Below are 16,491 nucleotides of genomic sequence, written 5' to 3' on the forward strand. Positions count from 1 at the left end.
AGGGCCGCTCAGCTGGAAGCGAGCGGCCGTAAGTTTCATGAGCATTCGTATCTGCAATCTCCAATGGGGTCTTTGTCTCACAGACGGAGCCAGCGCTCAATCGAAACCAATTGTTAACGTTAATTGCCAGCCGCAGTGGACCTTGCCACTTCCCAGGTAGCACCTTTGAAAGGCGCCTGTCAGAGTCGGGCGGACAGAAGCAGAATCGCTTCGGCGTCCGGAAAATTGATCTCATGCGGCACGACGATATTGGCAGGCTTTTCGCCTATTGGGACAGGCTGCGCGGACCGCGCGCGGCTCCTGAGCGACGGGAAATTGTCCCGGCTGCCCTCGGCGCGCGGCTTCCAGACACGTTCATCCTGCAGTCGAGTGATTCGGGCGAACCCCGTTTTCGGCTGGCTGGCACCCGCATTTGTGCAATTTACGGCAAGGAACTCGGCCGCCAGCCCTTCGCGTCACTATGGCAGCCCAAAGATAGAAACAGCATCCTGCGCCTCGTCAAGAATTGCATGACCAGCAAGACGGCAGTTCAGATCGACTGCGAGGGCCGCAGCGCACGTGGCCGCAAGACCTTGTTCAAGTTCGTCCTTCTGCCGCTCGCCAGCGAGGCAAACGAACGTCATCTGATGGGAATAATCACAATCGTCGGCCGGCCATTCTGGCTTGAATCCGATGCAATAGTTGAAAATCACATCCAAACGGTCTCCCTTGTGGACCCGCGCCAAACCCGGCTCGAGACTGATTTGGGCATAGCGCCGGAGGCAGCTGTCCCGCCTTCCGCCTCGCGCGCGTTGGTTAGTCGAAAGGTCGGGCATCTACGCGTCATCGAAGGCGGCAGGATCAAGTCGTAGCAATTTCTACTTTCGCGGTTCGCTCCGTTAATGGGCGAGGTTAGCAATTTATGAGCAACCACCAGTTGTTGTTACCTTGGCATTAAGACTTGTGTCCTAGTCTATGAGCACCACCCGCCTCCTAGATTCCGCCATCTGGACACCTTTATGCAACTTCACCGTGACGTTCCGAGCCATAGCCCTGCCGCCACGGGCAAATTCTTCAGTGTGAAGGTGCAGCTTTATGGCCGCTTCATGCTCGAAGACCGGACCGAGCACGCCTGCCAGATCGAGGAAATGTCACCCGGCAATGCCATCCTCACCACGGATGTCATGGCGCATAATGGCGAGCGCGTCATCGCCTACATCGATCACATCGGCCGGATTGAAGGTACGGTCGAGCGCGCGGTGCGTGGCGGCTTTCTGATTTCCCTTGTGGCGTCCGACCGCAAGAAGAACAAAATCGCGGCGCAGTTGACCTGGCTTACCAACAAGCATGAACTCGACATGCCGGAAGACCGCCGCCATCAGCGTGTTGCGCCCCGCAATCCAATCAGCACGCTTTCCATGGCCGACGGGCGCCAGTACCCCTGCCGCATCATCGACCTCTCGATCTCCGGCGCTGCCGTGGAAATTCGCATACGCCCTGCCCTCAACAGCGAGGTCGTGCTCGGGACGATGCGTGGCCGGGTGGTCCGGCATTTCGAAGAAGGCATCGCCATCGAATTTGCCACGGTGCAGAGCCGTGATACGATTGGCTTGGCGCTCGAGCACTGAATTCATTTCCTCAATCTGACGGCTAATAGGGATGTGCATTCTCGCGTGTGCACAACGGTCATTTCGACCTGCCCTGCAAACAATTCTATCGATATGGTTCATCATCGGTGAACATGATTGGCGAGATTGCGGCCTGTTCACGACGCCGGCCAAAGCCCCTTCCCGAACATATTAATCGATTTTCAATCACGCTCTTCTCACAGTAACCGATGTTTAATTTTATTATACTTTCGAAATTTCATTTATAATCTACTTTAAATAAAACAATAATAAAACTTAATACATGGTTATAGTCAAATTCGTTTATTTTTTGCTACCGATTTGATTCATATTTACTCACATGCATTTCCGGTCGATCAAACTCTCTCTGTCATTGTCGTCTCAACCGGGGAGACGACGGTATGATAAAAAAGACAATCTTGGTTGGAGTAGCGCTGTTGGCTTCCTGCCTGGCAGCTAGCGCAGATCCAGTCAGTTCCAATGCGCCGTTCATGAAGACCGGCTCACGCACATCGCAGCCGATCGGGCATTACGAATTTTGCCAGACCTATAAGAATGAGTGCAACATCAAGAGCAGCAATCAGCAACCCGTTGCGCTGACGTCGAAGACATGGACCCTGCTCGTGCAGGTCAACAGCAGCGTCAACGCCAAGATCGAACCTGCGACGGACATGGATATGTGGGGAAAGGCCGAGGTCTGGTCCTACCCGACAACCAAGGGCGATTGCGAGGATTACGTTCTTTTGAAGCGCAAGCTCATCAATGAAGCTGGCGTCCCGCTGAGCGATCTCCTCATCACCGTCGTGCGGCAGATGAACGGCGAAGGCCATGCGGTGCTGACGGTCCGAACCGATCGCGGCGACTATGTACTTGACAATTTGGAGCCGCGCATCAAGGCCTGGAGTGAAACGAGCTATGACTACCTGAAGCGCCAGGCCACGAACAATACAGGCGCATGGGTTTCGATCAACGACGACCGCCAGGTACTGGTCGGCAGCATCGAGCAATAACCAACACCTGGACGCAGAAAACCGGCTCCTTCAGCGGAGCCGGTTTTCTTGTGTCAGGCGATCTCCATGCCGCGCATGAACCGCTTGCCGTTTTCCACATAGTGAAGGGCCGACAGCCTCAAACCTTCTATCGCGGCATCGTCCAGAGTGCGGATCACTTTGGCGGGCGAACCAACAATCAGCGAGTTATCGGGAAATTCCTTGCGTTCGGTGACAAGCGCGCCAGCGCCGACGAGTGAATTCTTGCCAATCTTCGCGCCATTCAGGACGATTGCTCCGATGCCTATCAGCGAATTGTCGCCAATGGTGCAGCCATGGAGCATGGCGCGATGCCCGATCGTACAACCCTCGCCGATTGTCAGCGGAAAGCCCATGTCGGTGTGCATGACGACGTGTTCCTGAACATTGGAACGGCGCCCGACGTGGATGAGTTCGTTGTCGCCGCGCAAAACCACGCCGAACCAGATGCTAGCGTCCTCGCCGAGAAACACCTTGCCGATGATCGTGGCGTCCGGCGCGATCCAGTTGGAACTGCGGCGCTCGAACTGAGGTTCGTGTCCATCCAGGTTGAATATCGGCATGGATGCTCCTCACCGAACGTTGGATGGATCAGAGATCCATCTCCAGAATTGCCATGGAAAAATTGTAGGAGAGCTCGCCTTCGTCCTCATCCTTGTAAATGAGGCCGAGAAATTCTTCGCCGATGTAGAGCTCGGCGGAATCGTCCTTGCGCGGGCGTGCCTTGACAGTGAGGTCCATGTTCCGGAACGTCCGCTTGAAATAGCTGTCGAGTTTTTTCAGTTCGTCGGGTTTCACTGGGGTCTCCTGTCGTATTTGCTTGAGCGCTTTTGGCACGCAGAAGTCAGCCGTGTAAAGGGCTGATTGCTGCCACGTGCCGCGTGGAGACCTGTGTTTCCGCCTAGTCGAAGTTGGTAATGAGCTGGTCCATGGCGCGCGAAGGCTCGGCGCAACCGGTCTCGCCGACAACGCGTGCGGGCACGCCTGCGACGGTGACATTATGCGGAACCGGCTTCAGGACCACTGAACCCGCGGCAACCTTTGAGCAATGACCAATCTCGATATTGCCGAGAATCTTGGCGCCGGCGCCGATCAGCACGCCGTTGCGAATCTTCGGATGGCGGTCGCCCGACTCCTTGCCCGTACCGCCTAGCGTCACGTTTTGCAGGATGGAGACATTATCCTCGATCACGGCCGTCATGCCGACGACAATGCCGGTTGCATGATCGAAGAACACGCCCTGGCCCATCGGCACCATCGGATGAATATCGGTCTGAAACACCGACGACGAGCGGCTTTGCAGATAAAGGGCAAAATCGATGCGCCCTTGCTTCCACAGCCAATGGGCGAGGCGATGCGTCTGGATGGCCTGGAAGCCCTTGAAATAGAGCACAGGCTCGATAAAGCGCGTGCAAGCAGGGTCACGGTCATAGACGGCCTGGATATCGACGCGCAGCACCTGCGACCACGCCGGATTGGCCTCGAACATGGCGGTAAAGGTCTGGCGCAGCAGCTCCGATTCCATATCGGGATGGTCGAGACGCTGCGATATACGGTGGATAACCGCTTCTTCGAGCGACTGGTGATTCAAGATCGTCGAATAGAGGAACGTGGAAAGCAGCGGCTCGTTACGGACGGTCTCTTCCGCTTCCGCCCGGATTGCATGCCAGATCGGGTCCATCTGCTGTACTGAACCGGTCATCTTTATCGGACTGCTTGATGGCATTTCCTAACTCCAGCATTCGGACAATTTTTATGCTCGTTGGTGAAGCATAAGGCAAAAGTGTTTCCTTGACACGCCAATTTCCAGACCCGGCGGCCAAGAAAAATTGAAGCCTTGATCGATTTGACTGAACCGACAATCCTCAAAATGATAGCGTTCCCATACTCCATACGGGGCGCTCTCGCAAGAATCGATCAGTGATCCTGAGGGTTCCGGGTTGCAAGCCTGGAGATTACAGCGGATTCCGTTTGAGAAATTCGATGGCCGCCTGCTTGAAGACCTTGTCGCCAACAGCGAGCATATGGTCGCGGTTCGGTATATCGATGGCTTCGCCCCGGGGCATGAGCGCCGCGAGGCGATGCGGGTCTCCGCCGATATCATCCTTGGTCCCGACAGCCACGAGTGTCGGCTGCGTTATCCGCGCCATGTTCGCTTCGCTGATCTCTTCCTTGGAGGTGATCACGCAGGCAGCCAGCGCGACCTTGTCGCTCTGGGTCTTGTCGGCGAACATGCGGAACATTTTGCCGCGCGGATGGCTGACGGAATCTGGATCGTCGGCCAGCAGTGCTTCCGCAATGGGCGACCAGTCACCCGCACCCTCGACCATGCCGATGCCAAGTCCCCCGAAAATCAGGTCATGGACGCGTTCCGGGTGATTGAGCGCCAGAAAGGCGCTGATGCGCGCACCCATCGAATAGCCCATGACATGGGCTTGCGGAATATCGAGATGGTCGAGCAGCGCTGCGGCGTCGCCTGCCATCAAGGTGGGCGTATAGAGCGACCGGTCGTGCGGCTTGTCGGAATTGCCGTGGCCGCGATTGTCGATGGCAATCGCCCGGTAGCCCGCTGCAGTGAGGGTCTGGATCCAGCCGGGCTGCACCCAATTGTAGAACGAGGATGAAGCGAAGCCGTGAATCAGCAGGATCGGTTCGCCCTCGCCCTCGTCCACAAAGGCGAGCTTCAGTCCGTCATTTTCGAAGAATTGCATTGGCTGGGTCCGTCAGTGACCTATGGCTTTTATAGCGGGATGCCGCACCTTGTCCCCAATTGTCAAGCCAAGTCGCTTTACGGTGCCAGCCTTCACCTCGACGACGAAGCGAACCGGGCCGCCCGAAGATATGATGTCACGCGAAAAAGGCACCGCATGTTCGCGGATCGCCGAGATGCGACCATTGTCGTCGAGAAACAGCATGTCGAGCGCAGACGGCGTGTTTTCCATCCACATTGTAACGAGCTGGGATTCGTCGAAGACGAAGAGCATGGCGCTGTCGTCCTTAAGATCCGTTCGGAACATCAGGCCGCGCTCGCGCTCCTCGTCCGTATCGGCGACTTCGACGCGAAACGGCACGTCACCGCGCGCCGTGTTGATCGTCAGCGGCTTGGCGTCGATTGGAAGATGCATTGGCCCCTGATCGAGGGCCAGGGCCGGAAAGACTGCAAATACGAGAAAGAGCAGGCTGACGAGAAACGATGCCGGGCGCGACATGGCTGGCGTCAGTGGGAAGCAGGCAACTGCGTGCCAATATCCGGGTGAATCTCGGAAGCCATCAGGCCCTTCTCGCCATGGCCGAAGCGGATCAGAACCACCTGCCCCGGCCGCAGTTCGGTCAGGCCAAAGTGGCGCAGCGTTTCCATGTGAATGAAGATGTCTTCGGTTCCTTCGCCGCGGGTCAGGAATCCGAAGCCCTTGGTGCGGTTGAACCACTTGACGAGAACGCGCTCGAGCCCGCTCGATGGCGTCACCGTCACATGCGTGCGGACTGGCGGCAGTTCCGTCGGGTGGACCGCGGTTGAGTTATCCATGGATTTGACGTGAAAGCACTGCATGCCGCGCTCGCCCTGCTTGACTTCGCAAACGACGCGGGCGCCCTCGAGCGCGGTCTGGAAACCGTCGCGACGCAGGCAGGTCACATGGAGGAGTATGTCTGGAAGCTCGCTATTATCGGGAACAATGAAGCCGTAGCCCTTGGCAACATCAAACCACTTTATCGCGCCCGAAACCTCGACAAGGTCCAATCCGTCACTCAAACTTTCACTATCTTGGGATTGCCGGGCTGATACTGGTCTGTCAGACATGAAGCGAGCCCCTCCTCTCCTGCAAGAAACCACTGATTCTCTTCTTCAAGAATAGCACCTGACCGCGGCCAGAGAGCAAGTATGATCTGCCTGTTTTTACTGAAAACCACAGGCAAAACTGTTGAGCATTATCTACAACCCTTGCTCGAACCGCCACAAATTTGTCGAGCTAAATAGTAAGTGTTACGAAACATCCCCGGCCCTCAACCAAAGTTACGAGTATGGTTGCAGCGCCTATCCGATCCACCTGAAAGAAAGTCCGAGGCTAAAGATGCGTTATCTTCACACCATGGTCCGTGTCCGCGATATCGATGAATCGCTGGATTTCTACTGCAACAAGTTCGGACTTGAGGAAGTTCGCCGCATGGAAAACGAGAAGGGACGCTATACCTTGATCTTTCTCGCCGCACCGGAAGACAAGGGACGATCGGCCGCCGAACGCGCGCCTGAACTCGAACTCACCTATAATTGGGACCCTGAGGAATACGCCGGCGGGCGCAATTTCGGCCACCTTGCCTACGTCGTCGACAATATCTACGAGACCTGCCAGAAGCTCGCCGACAAAGGTGTCGTGATCAACCGGCCGCCGCGCGACGGGCATATGGCATTCGTGCGCTCGCCCGACGGCATCTCGATCGAAATCATTCAGAAGGGCCCCGACCTTCCCAAGCAGGAGCCCTGGGCCTCTATGCCGAATACCGGCGTCTGGTAAGCCGGGACTTTCAAAGTCCTGAGCAGTCAATGCGTCAGGCCAATGGAGCGCACGATGTTCCGGGCGTTCCGCGGCTCGATAGTGCCGCAAATACAAACAGCTTCCAAGCGCCCTCCTCACCTGATATCAGATCGAAGAAAGTGAGGAGGATGCCATGAAGGACGTGCTGATCGAGCTTGAACGCCGCAGGAAAATTGCCCGGGAGGGTGGCGGTGCGGCACGGATCGAAGCGCAGCACAAACGTGGCAAGTTGACGGCGCGCGAGCGCATCGACATCTTTCTCGACGAAGGGTCATTCGAAGAATTCGACATGTTCGTCGAGCATCGCTCGACGGATTTCGGCATGGAAGAAACCAAATTTGCGGGTGATGGCGTCGTCACCGGCTGGGGAACCATCAACGGCCGGACGGTCTTCGTCTTTGCCAAGGACTTCACTGTTTTCGGCGGTTCGCTTTCCGAGGCTCACGCGGAGAAGGTCCAGAAAATCCAGGATATGGCGCTGCGCACCCGCGCCCCTGTGGTCGGCCTTTACGATGCGGGCGGCGCGCGTATTCAGGAGGGCGTCGCGGCGCTCGGCGGCTATGCCGAGATTTTTCAGCGCAATGTGCTCGCATCCGGCGTCATTCCCCAGATCTCGGTGATCATGGGCCCCTGCGCGGGCGGCGATGTCTATTCGCCGGCGATGACCGATTTCATCTTCATGGTGCGCGATACTTCTTACATGTTCGTGACCGGGCCTGATGTGGTGAAGACCGTTACCAACGAGACCGTTACCGCAGAACAGCTCGGCGGCGCCTCGATCCATACGACGAAATCCTCGATCGCCGACGGCGCATACGACAACGATGTGGTAGCGCTGTTGCAAATGCGCCGGCTGATCGATTTCCTGCCTGCCTCGAACACGGCCACGCTTCCCGAGATCGAATGTTTCCAGTCAACCGACGAGCCGGACCACTCGCTCGACCGGCTGGTCCCGGACAATGCCAACAAGCCCTATGACATCAAGGAGCTGATCCGAAAGACCGTCGACGAAGCCGATTTCTTCGAGATCCAGGAAAGCTTCGCCAAGAATATCGTCGTCGGCTTTGGCCGCGTCGAAGGCCGGACTGTGGGAATTGTCGGCAACCAGCCAATGGTGCTTGCTGGCGTCCTCGACAGCGATGCCTCGCGTAAGGCAGCGCGGTTCGTGCGCTTTTGCGACTGCTTCAATATCCCGATCGTCACATTCGTCGATGTGCCGGGGTTCCTGCCCGGCACCGCGCAGGAATATGGCGGGTTGATCAAGCACGGGGCGAAGCTGCTCTTCGCCTATGCCGAGGCGACCGTCCCGAAGATCACCATCATTACGCGTAAGGCCTATGGCGGCGCCTATGACGTGATGGCGTCGAAGCACCTGCGCGGCGACATCAACTACGCCTGGCCCTCAGCCCAGATCGCCGTAATGGGTGCCAAGGGCGCGGTCGAGATCATCTATCGCAAGGATATCGGCGACGCCGAGAAGATCGCCGCACATACGAAGCGTTATGAAGACAGGTTCCTGTCACCATTCGTTGCCGCGGAACGCGGTTATGTCGATGAAGTGATCATGCCCCATTCCACGCGAAAGCGGGTCGCAAGGGCGCTGCGCATGCTGCGCAACAAGAATTTGGAAAATCCATGGAAGAAGCACGATAATATTCCGCTGTAATCGTGCTTCTTCCAAATATGCAAGCGCAGGAAACTTAACGGCGGAAGCTAAAACCGCCGCTGGACTCGCGCAATATCTGCGAAATCGTCCGGCTTTCGCCAGGCTGGCTCAATTTCTTGGTCGCCTTGATCAGGGTCGGCTTGGCTTTTGCAATGTTTGCAATCTTCAGTACATTTGTATCTGGCAATGATGATGTGTCTTTAGTTATTGTTATCATTCCGCAACATCTCCACTTCGAACTACCCCGTCAAACAGAGTACTCTTCCCTCAGCAGACGCATTTGTCCGCTGCATGCTACATAAATAGGGGATCTAAACCGATTTAACAAATCACTCTTTGTATCGAATTTTGACCTATATTTGAATAAAACCAGTAGATTGCGAATAGTTTCCCCGCCGATGAATAAGCATCCTTTTCATTGCGCAAAAATGGCCGCGTACGTAATAAAATTGCGCCAACGGGGTCGGGGCGGCGTGGAAATTAGGCGATCAGAATAAGATGCTGTCTGTCACAGAAGAAGTCGTTCAGGAACCGTTCAGCTTGCGGTAATTCCAACCTTCTTCTGAATCTCGTCAGTAGTTTCCTTGACGAAGAAGGTTAGCCCGGCCGTGATCGTTACAATATGCGTTCCGGTACCATAGGGATTGAATGAAACAACGTGATTGAAATTGACGGTAACGTGGTCGCCATTAACGTCGGTCAGATTGATCCACATGGCCTACCTCCCTGTTCGACTAAAACATCGCCCCGGGTCAGGGAAGCAGGATTCTCGACCGGAGGCAACGACTTACCAGAGATTTCTCCCGTCAACGGTTTTGACCGGCAGTGAGGTGATATCGAAATCGTCGAACAGCCGAACATTGACGCTGGTGCGCGGATGTTCGAAATCCGGCTTGAAGTCGACCCAGGTCGGCAGTACCGAGAACGTGCCGCAACCGCATACGAGGCAATGATGGTGTTTGCTGAAGCCTCTGCGCGAGTAGACGGCATCCGCTTCGGGCGTCACCGAGAGCTTGACCTGATCCGGCGTGTAATAGGCCCACAGCGCCCCGCGCTTGGTACAGAAGGTACACGTGCAGGCGGTTACGGAGGCCGGCACTTCACTGACCTCGAATTTGATGGCGCCGCAATGGCAGCTTGCATGAATGGTCATGATTGCCTCCCTCAGGCGAAATAGTCATCATCAGAATTTCAGCTTATACAGGTTTATGCAACCTGACCCGCCGCCCGGCCTGACGACCAGGCCCATTGGAAATTATAGCCGCCGAGCCAACCGGTTACATCGACAACCTCACCGATGAAATAAAGTCCCCGATGGGACTTTGCCTCCATCGTTTTCTGGTCGAGATAGTCCGTATCGACACCCCCGAGCGTGACCTCCGCCGTGCGATAGCCTTCCGAACCGGCCGGCTTGACCTGCCAATCGTTGACGGCCTTTTCGACGGCCAGGAGTTGCTTGTCCGAAAGGTCGGCAAGGTGCGTATCGATCTTGCTGTTTTCCGCAATCAGCTGCGCAAGTCGCTTCGGCAGAAGCTCCGCCAGCGCAGTCTGCAGGGCTTGTTTGCCATTGCGCGAGCGCGCGCCGCGCAAGGCCTCGAAGACCTTGGTGCCAGGCAGCATCGCCACGGAGATCGTATCGCCTTCCCGCCAAAAGGACGAAATCTGCAGGATCGCCGGACCGCTGAGGCCGCGATGCGTAAAGAGCATCGCCTCGGCAAAACTGGTGCGTCCATGCGTAACCACCGCATCGACCGAAACGCCAGAGAGGGGCTTGATCGGTGCAAGCGTCCTCTCGTCGAAGGTCAGCGGGACCAGCGCCGGCCGGGTCTCCGTGACAGAGATACCGAACTGGCGGGCGATATCGTAGCCAAATCCAGTCGCACCCATTTTCGGAATGGATTTTCCACCGCAAGCGACAACAAGCGATGCACACCTGACCTTCTGCCCATCGAGGTCGATGCTGTAGCCGTCGGAGATCGGTTCGATTGAACTTGCCGTTGTGCGTAAACGCATTTCCACGCCCGCACGCTTCATTTCCGTGACGAGCAAGTCGATGATCTGCCTGGACGAGCCATCACAAAACAGCTGCCCCAGCGTCTTTTCATGCCAGGCAATGGCGTAACGATCGACGAGGGCTATAAAATCCCGCTGCGTGTACCGGCGCAGGGCCGATATGCAGAAGTGGGGGTTCTTGCTGATGTAATTCTGCGGCGCGGCATTGAGATTGGTGAAGTTGCAGCGCCCGCCCCCCGATATCCGGATTTTTTCGCCGGGCGCGGGAGCGTGATCGACGATCAGCACCGAACGTCCGCGTTTTCCCGCTTCGATGGCGCACATCATGCCCGCAGCCCCGGCGCCGATGACAAGGACATCCACCTTCATGGCGAAGGTACCAGTTGGTCGATACGTCCGGTCAGCCGATAGACAGCGAGACCAATCCATTCCCGCAGCGCCATAGAGAGATTCTGCAGAGAATCCTGGGCATTGTCCTGTGCGATGCCAAGGTGCTCCGTGCCCGAAGTTCGGTAATCGGACGGCCACGGCAGGACATTGAAGCCAGCTTTGCGAAAGAGGCCCATCGAACGGGGCATATGGAACGCCGATGTAACCAGCAGCCAGGTTTGGCCGGGCTTCGCGTCAACCATGGCTTTGGTGAACACCGCATTCTCGTAGGTGTTGCGCGACTTGGATTCGAGCAGAAGGCGCTCCGGCGCGACCCCAAGAGCAGTCAGCAGGCGCGGCGCCGTCACGCCGTCCGCTTCCCCGTCGAGGATCAGGTCGCCCGCACCACCGGTGACGACCACCTTCGCCTCTGGAAAACGCCGCGCGAGAATGGCCGCCTCGACGAAGCGATCGCCGCTGCCATTGAGCTCATAGCCGCCACGGACGAGATTAATTCCGGCCTCGAAGCCACCGCCGAGGACGATAATGCCGTCGATCTTGTCCGGCATGGTCACAGGCCGCTGGAAGCGATCTTCAAGCGGATGCATCATCAGTGCGCCGACCGATGTCCAGGCGCCGATACCGAGAATAAGAAACGACAGGCCAGCCGCTGCCAGTGCAAGGCGCCTGCGAGACAGGAGAATTGCCAGGAACGCCAGTCCCGCCAGCAGGATCGAGAAGTTGAGCGGCTGCGCAAAGAACCAGAAGATTTTCGAGGCAGCGAAGAACATCAGCCGAGCTCCGCCAGCATGTGCACCTTCTCGATTTCGCGCTCAAGGCTGGTCGACCATTCAAGGCCCCGTTCGATGATCGCGAAACCTTCGCGCCGGTAAAGCCGAATGGCGCCGGAATTGCGGGCATGCGTGCTGATGCGGGCTTTCGTATATCCAGCATCTGCTATCGCCATCTTGAGAACCCGCAAGAGTTGCGAGCCAATGCCCTGCCCCTGAACTGCGGGTTCGACCCAAAGGTCGGAAATATAGTCATTATCCTTTTCGCGAGCACCCCATCCGACGATGGTTGCATCGACTTCGGCAACCGTCACGTGCTGATACGAATTTTCGGCAAAGGACTGAAACGCCCGTTCGACATGCGAACGCATGCCCGGCAATTCAGGCTCGAACGAGAATATGTTGGATGCCCAGGCGCGGGAGCCGACTGCGGCAATTGCCGCGATGTCGGCTTCTGTTGCGCGCCTGATTACCACCATTTCGGAGCGGTGAATTTTCCGGCTGCCTGCTCGATGACGTAGCCCGCCTGAAACAGCGTTTCCTCATCGAACGGCCGCCCAATGAGCTGCAATCCAAGCGGTAGACCCTTGGCGTCGAGACCCGCGGGTATGGCGATGCCCGGCAGGCCGGCCATGTTCACCGTGACGGTGAAGATGTCGTTGAGGTACATTTTCACCGGATCGGCCGCCATATCCTGATCGGCGATGCCAAATGCCGCCGATGGCGTTGCCGGCGTCAGGATCGCATGGACGCCCGCATGGAAGGCGTCCTCGAAATCCTTCTTGATCAGCGTCCGCACCTTTTGCGCCTTCAGGTAGTAGGCGTCGTAATAGCCGGCCGACAGCACGTAGGTGCCAATCATCACGCGGCGCTTCACCTCTTCACCAAAGCCGGTGGCGCGCGTCTTCTCATACATATCGACGATGTCCTTGCCCGGCACCCGCAGGCCGTAGCGTACGCCGTCATAACGGGCGAGGTTCGACGAAGCCTCCGCCGGCGCAACGATGTAGTAGGCCGGGAGCGCATATTTCGTGTGCGGCAAGGATATGTCGACGATCGAAGCGCCCGCATCCTTCAGCCAGGCAATGCCCTGCTGCCAGAGCTTTTCGATCTCCTCCGGCATGCCATCGACGCGGTATTCCTTCGGAATGCCGATCTTGATGCCGGCGAGCGGCTTGCCGATGGCGGCTTCGTAATCCGGAACCGCGATATCGACCGAAGTCGTGTCCTTCGGATCGACCGAAGCCATGGACTTCAGCAGAATCGCAGCATCGCGCACGTCCCGTGCGATCGGCCCGGCCTGGTCCAGCGAGGAGGCGAAGGCAACGATGCCCCAGCGCGAGCAGCGGCCATAGGTCGGCTTGATGCCGACGGTGCCGGTAAAGGCCGCGGGCTGGCGGATGGAACCGCCAGTGTCGGTCGCCGTCGCGCCGGCGCAGAGGTGGGCCGCAACGGCTGCAGCCGAACCGCCGGACGATCCACCGGGTACGAGGTCCAGATTCGAGCCACTGGCGCGCCACGGGTTCTTCACGGGGCCGTAATAGGAGGTCTCGTTCGACGAGCCCATGGCGAACTCGTCCATGTTAAGCTTGCCGAGCATGACGGCGCCGTCAGCCCAGAGATTCGCCGTGACCGTCGATTCATAGTGCGGCTTGAAGCCGTCGAGAATGTGCGAGCCTGCCTGGGTGTGCACGCCTTCCGTGCCGAACAGGTCCTTGATGCCGAGCGGAATGCCTTCAAGCGCCCCAGCCTGCCCGGCCGCGAGCCGCGCGTCCGATGCCTTGGCCATTTCCAGCGCCTTTTCCGGCGTCTGAGCGACATAGATGTTCAGGGCATCGTTCGCGTTCTCGATCGCCTGAATATAGGCGCCAGTGAGTTCCGTGGCGGTGATCGCCTTCGCCTTCAACTGGTCGCGCGCCTCGGCAATGGTGAGAGCGGTCAAATCGGTCATATCAGAGACTGGTCCTGTCTATTGGGCCGGCGTCAGCGCCAGCCGCTTCTCGTAAAATGCACTGTGTTCGGAATCCGGATAGTCGAGCACGACGCCGCAACGGGTGAACCCCGCGCGCTGGTAGAGCCGCCACGCCGCGTCGAAGCCCGGCCCGACGCCAGTCTCAAGCACGAGGTGCGTGACGCCCCTTTCCACCGCAACGGCCGTAATCGCCTCGAGCAAAGCCGATCCCACGCGCTGGCCGCGAACGGTCGGGTGGGTAAACATGCGCTTGATCTCACCAAGCCCGTCTGCATGCTCTTTAAGCGCGCCGCACCCGATGGCAAAGCCCGATTCATCGCGCGCGACGAAAACGGTCGTATCGGCGCCCGCCATTTCCTCGACGGTCATCTTGAACTGAAACTCGACCGGAGAAAGTGGCAACAGATGCGCATTAAGATCGGCAACAAGCGACCTTACATCATCCTGCAATGGAGTTTCGATGGCTATGGAGATGGCCATTGGTCTTACTCCACGACCTTCGGAACGACGAAGAAATTTTCCTCGTGGATCGGCGCGTTGGCGACGATATCGGCAGCCTTGCCACCATCATCGACCTCGTCGCGACGCTTCTTCATCGCGATGGGCGTTACCGACGTCATCGGCTCGACGCCGTCGACGTTAACCTCATCAAGTTGTTCCACGAAGCCGAGAATGGCGTTCAGCTGGCCGGTCATGCGCTCGACATCGGCTTCGCTCACGGCAATCCGGGCGAGATGCGCGACGCGCTTGACGGTGGATACGTCGACAGACATGGGACTTCCTAAAGTTCGGGTTTTTCTTCCAGAGCTATAGTGTCCGTCGCGCCCGAGCGCAACGGACAAGACGCAGTGAAACGGGCCTATTGCTTCGGAGCATCCGCGTTATCGCTATCGCTCCCGGCATCCGGATCGATGATATTGTCATCGAGCATCGTTCCATCGAGCGCGTCATCATCGTCGGGTGTTGCGACCGGATCGGGTCCCTTGACCGCATTGCCGTTGACGCTGACCGACCCATCCGCCTGTTGATCGACGATCCACTGGATATGCCCGTTCGGCAGTTGCGTGCCGAAATCCTTCGCAAGCTTGGCAAAGACGACGTAATTCTTGACCTCTGGCTCATGCTCGGCCGCCTTATTCAGCCGATCGAGCGCGGCATCGAATCCGGCCATTTCCCAGGTGGTGCGGCTTGTCGGCTTCATGCCGGCAAAGGACACTTCCCCCTCAACGGTGATTTCACTTTCGGCCGTCCGAACCGTGCTCTTGTCGATAACCACCTTGGGCGGATTGGTCACAAAGGCCGCAGCGGCATTTGATTGAAATGCATCCGAAAACGGCTCGTCACGGCGCAGATCCATATCCGCCACGGCGGCCTTTACCAGCGTGTCCAGATCAATGCTTTCCGCACCAAAGGCGAGTTCGACATCGGTTGGCAGGAACGGCAGGCCCCAATCCGGTATAGGCAAGGCCGGATAGGTGAGGCCGTTGGTTCGAAGTGCAAAGTGATAGCCACCGTCCTTGCTGATACCGTCGAAATCCATCTCCTGAGCGATAGTCTTCGCTGTGAACTTGCCGAGCGGCGTATCGATATCGAGCCCACCGAACCGATATGAACCGGCCAACTTCTCCCAGAGCGGTAGTGCTGCAAGGAGCTTGCCCTTGAGTTCCGCCTGCTGCGGGTCGGTCAGCGTCTTCACGTCGGAATGGGCCACGAAGAATGCCCATAGGTCCAGAATTTCGAGATTGCGCGCGCCCTTGGCATCCGCCGAGAACGACACATCCCCGCTCCTCACAACCGCCTTCAACGGCTGTTCGGGAGCGGCCGGCTCCGGCGCCGTTGCAGCAGCGCCATCATCTGATGCTGGCGCAGGCGGAGATTTCATCAAGATCGATTCGACGAAGTTGCTCGCCGTCTGAGTATTGCTGACATCGACACCACCGGCAGGATTTGCCATCCCGGTCGTATGGCCTTTCGCGGGACCTGCACTTGCTTCTATGTCCTGGACCGCACTGGTCGATGTCATCTTGAACGAGTCGTAGGAGAAATCGGACTTGCTGAACGTGCCGAGTTTCGGATCAAAAACACCGCTCAATGCAGCATTCTCGAACGACCATTGCAGCGCCTCCGGTCCAGTGGGCGTTGTCATCTTGATCGAACCGGCAGGAAGGGTTGCAGCAGACATGTTCCATGTGCCATCGGCCAGCGGTCGGGCGAGCAGAGCATAGTTGCCGAAATCACCCTCCATATAGCCGCCGCCACCGGGAATTGCCTTGAGAAGCTCTGCCGTGCTCAAGGTGACACGGTAGCTATCCCCCTCGGGCGCAACGTTCACGATCTTGCCCTCGATCGCGGTCCGGCCGAAATATTTCGCCAGGGTATCGGCGAGTGCCTTTGCGCCATCCGCATCGACGGTTTGAGCGAATGCCGGCCATGCCGATGTCATCAAGAGGGAAGCAAGAAGCAGTCTGCGCACGTCTTTTCTCCAGGCCTCGATACGAGCCAGCGTTGATCTA

General features: G+C 57.7%; 21 protein-coding genes. 5 read left to right on the top strand and 16 right to left on the bottom strand.

Annotation, left to right across the window (positions count from 1 at the left end; genetic code table 11):
• Positions 1-233 precede the first annotated feature (233 nt).
• From GF108_RS08195 to GF108_RS08205, 3 genes are all read left to right on the top strand, one after another.
• The gene (locus GF108_RS08195; protein WP_153667578.1) at positions 234-851 is read left to right on the top strand and encodes a PAS domain-containing protein; all 618 of its coding nucleotides are present in this window, start codon (positions 234-236) and stop codon (positions 849-851) included.
• A gap of 147 nt (positions 852-998) precedes the next feature.
• Complete coding sequence (locus tag GF108_RS08200; RefSeq protein ID WP_027232530.1) at positions 999-1,607, top strand: PilZ domain-containing protein; 609 nt, start codon at positions 999-1,001, stop codon at positions 1,605-1,607.
• 401 nt (positions 1,608-2,008) lie between these two features.
• On the top strand, positions 2,009-2,617 hold the full coding sequence (locus GF108_RS08205; RefSeq protein ID WP_153667579.1) for a transglutaminase-like cysteine peptidase: 609 nt from the start codon (positions 2,009-2,011) through the stop codon (positions 2,615-2,617).
• A 53-nt stretch (positions 2,618-2,670) separates the two neighbouring features.
• On the opposite strand, the gene GF108_RS08210 is transcribed toward GF108_RS08205, so the two are convergent.
• From GF108_RS08210 to GF108_RS08235, 6 genes are all read right to left on the bottom strand, one after another.
• Entirely contained in the window at positions 2,671-3,198 is a 528-nt protein-coding gene (locus GF108_RS08210; protein WP_153667580.1) for a gamma carbonic anhydrase family protein, read from the bottom strand.
• A 28-nt stretch (positions 3,199-3,226) separates the two neighbouring features.
• The gene (locus GF108_RS22380) at positions 3,227-3,433 is read right to left on the bottom strand and encodes a DUF3126 family protein (RefSeq protein WP_370462112.1); all 207 of its coding nucleotides are present in this window, start codon (positions 3,431-3,433) and stop codon (positions 3,227-3,229) included.
• 103 nt (positions 3,434-3,536) lie between these two features.
• Entirely contained in the window at positions 3,537-4,361 is an 825-nt protein-coding gene (gene cysE / locus GF108_RS08220; RefSeq protein WP_153667582.1) for a serine O-acetyltransferase, read from the bottom strand.
• 229 nt (positions 4,362-4,590) lie between these two features.
• On the bottom strand, positions 4,591-5,346 hold the full coding sequence (locus GF108_RS08225) for an alpha/beta fold hydrolase (RefSeq protein WP_153667583.1): 756 nt from the start codon (positions 5,344-5,346) through the stop codon (positions 4,591-4,593).
• Between the two features lie 12 nt (positions 5,347-5,358).
• Positions 5,359-5,844, bottom strand: a complete 486-nt coding sequence (locus GF108_RS08230) for a DUF192 domain-containing protein (protein WP_153667584.1) — start codon at positions 5,842-5,844, stop codon at positions 5,359-5,361.
• Positions 5,845-5,852: 8 nt separating this feature from the next.
• A complete protein-coding gene (locus tag GF108_RS08235) occupies positions 5,853-6,434 on the bottom strand; it encodes a cold-shock protein (RefSeq protein ID WP_153667585.1) in 582 nt (193 codons plus the stop codon).
• A gap of 271 nt (positions 6,435-6,705) precedes the next feature.
• On the opposite strand from GF108_RS08235, the gene GF108_RS08240 reads away from it, so the two are divergent.
• On the top strand, positions 6,706-7,146 hold the full coding sequence (locus tag GF108_RS08240; protein WP_091949343.1) for a VOC family protein: 441 nt from the start codon (positions 6,706-6,708) through the stop codon (positions 7,144-7,146).
• 154 nt (positions 7,147-7,300) lie between these two features.
• Positions 7,301-8,833 (top strand): acyl-CoA carboxylase subunit beta, encoded by a 1,533-nt coding sequence (locus tag GF108_RS08245; protein ID WP_153667586.1) that lies wholly within the window; start codon positions 7,301-7,303, stop codon positions 8,831-8,833.
• 34 nt (positions 8,834-8,867) lie between these two features.
• Here GF108_RS08245 and GF108_RS08250 read toward each other — a convergent pair whose 3' ends face one another.
• The 10 genes from GF108_RS08250 to GF108_RS08295 form a co-directional block, all read right to left on the bottom strand.
• Positions 8,868-9,050 carry a hypothetical protein gene (locus tag GF108_RS08250; protein WP_139202531.1) on the bottom strand — a complete coding sequence of 61 codons (183 nt, stop codon included), beginning with the start codon at positions 9,048-9,050 and terminating at the stop codon, positions 8,868-8,870.
• A gap of 318 nt (positions 9,051-9,368) precedes the next feature.
• On the bottom strand, positions 9,369-9,548 hold the full coding sequence (locus tag GF108_RS08255) for a hypothetical protein (protein ID WP_091922603.1): 180 nt from the start codon (positions 9,546-9,548) through the stop codon (positions 9,369-9,371).
• A 72-nt stretch (positions 9,549-9,620) separates the two neighbouring features.
• On the bottom strand, positions 9,621-9,986 hold the full coding sequence (locus GF108_RS08260; protein ID WP_153667587.1) for a GFA family protein: 366 nt from the start codon (positions 9,984-9,986) through the stop codon (positions 9,621-9,623).
• Positions 9,987-10,039: 53 nt separating this feature from the next.
• Positions 10,040-11,215, bottom strand: coding sequence for an NAD(P)/FAD-dependent oxidoreductase (locus GF108_RS08265; protein WP_153667588.1), 1,176 nt, complete (start codon positions 11,213-11,215; stop codon positions 10,040-10,042).
• Positions 11,212-12,006 carry a YdcF family protein gene (locus tag GF108_RS08270; protein ID WP_153667589.1) on the bottom strand — a complete coding sequence of 265 codons (795 nt, stop codon included), beginning with the start codon at positions 12,004-12,006 and terminating at the stop codon, positions 11,212-11,214. Before GF108_RS08270 ends, GF108_RS08265 begins: the two co-directional genes overlap by 4 nt.
• On the bottom strand, positions 12,006-12,485 hold the full coding sequence (locus GF108_RS08275) for a GNAT family N-acetyltransferase (RefSeq protein ID WP_153667590.1): 480 nt from the start codon (positions 12,483-12,485) through the stop codon (positions 12,006-12,008). The genes GF108_RS08270 and GF108_RS08275 overlap by 1 nt, the downstream gene beginning before the upstream one ends.
• On the bottom strand, positions 12,476-13,957 hold the full coding sequence (gene gatA, locus GF108_RS08280) for an Asp-tRNA(Asn)/Glu-tRNA(Gln) amidotransferase subunit GatA (protein ID WP_153667591.1): 1,482 nt from the start codon (positions 13,955-13,957) through the stop codon (positions 12,476-12,478). Before gatA ends, GF108_RS08275 begins: the two co-directional genes overlap by 10 nt.
• 18 nt (positions 13,958-13,975) lie before the next feature.
• Positions 13,976-14,458 carry a GNAT family N-acetyltransferase gene (locus GF108_RS08285; protein WP_153667592.1) on the bottom strand — a complete coding sequence of 161 codons (483 nt, stop codon included), beginning with the start codon at positions 14,456-14,458 and terminating at the stop codon, positions 13,976-13,978.
• Positions 14,459-14,463: 5 nt separating this feature from the next.
• Positions 14,464-14,751 (bottom strand): Asp-tRNA(Asn)/Glu-tRNA(Gln) amidotransferase subunit GatC, encoded by a 288-nt coding sequence (gatC, locus tag GF108_RS08290; RefSeq protein ID WP_091949326.1) that lies wholly within the window; start codon positions 14,749-14,751, stop codon positions 14,464-14,466.
• A gap of 86 nt (positions 14,752-14,837) precedes the next feature.
• Entirely contained in the window at positions 14,838-16,451 is a 1,614-nt protein-coding gene (locus GF108_RS08295) for a hypothetical protein (RefSeq protein ID WP_153667593.1), read from the bottom strand.
• Positions 16,452-16,491: the final 40 nt, after the last annotated feature.

The sequence above is a fragment of the Phyllobacterium sp. SYP-B3895 genome (assembly GCF_009647635.1).
Taxonomy (GTDB): Bacteria; Pseudomonadota; Alphaproteobacteria; order Rhizobiales; family Rhizobiaceae; genus Phyllobacterium; species Phyllobacterium pellucidum.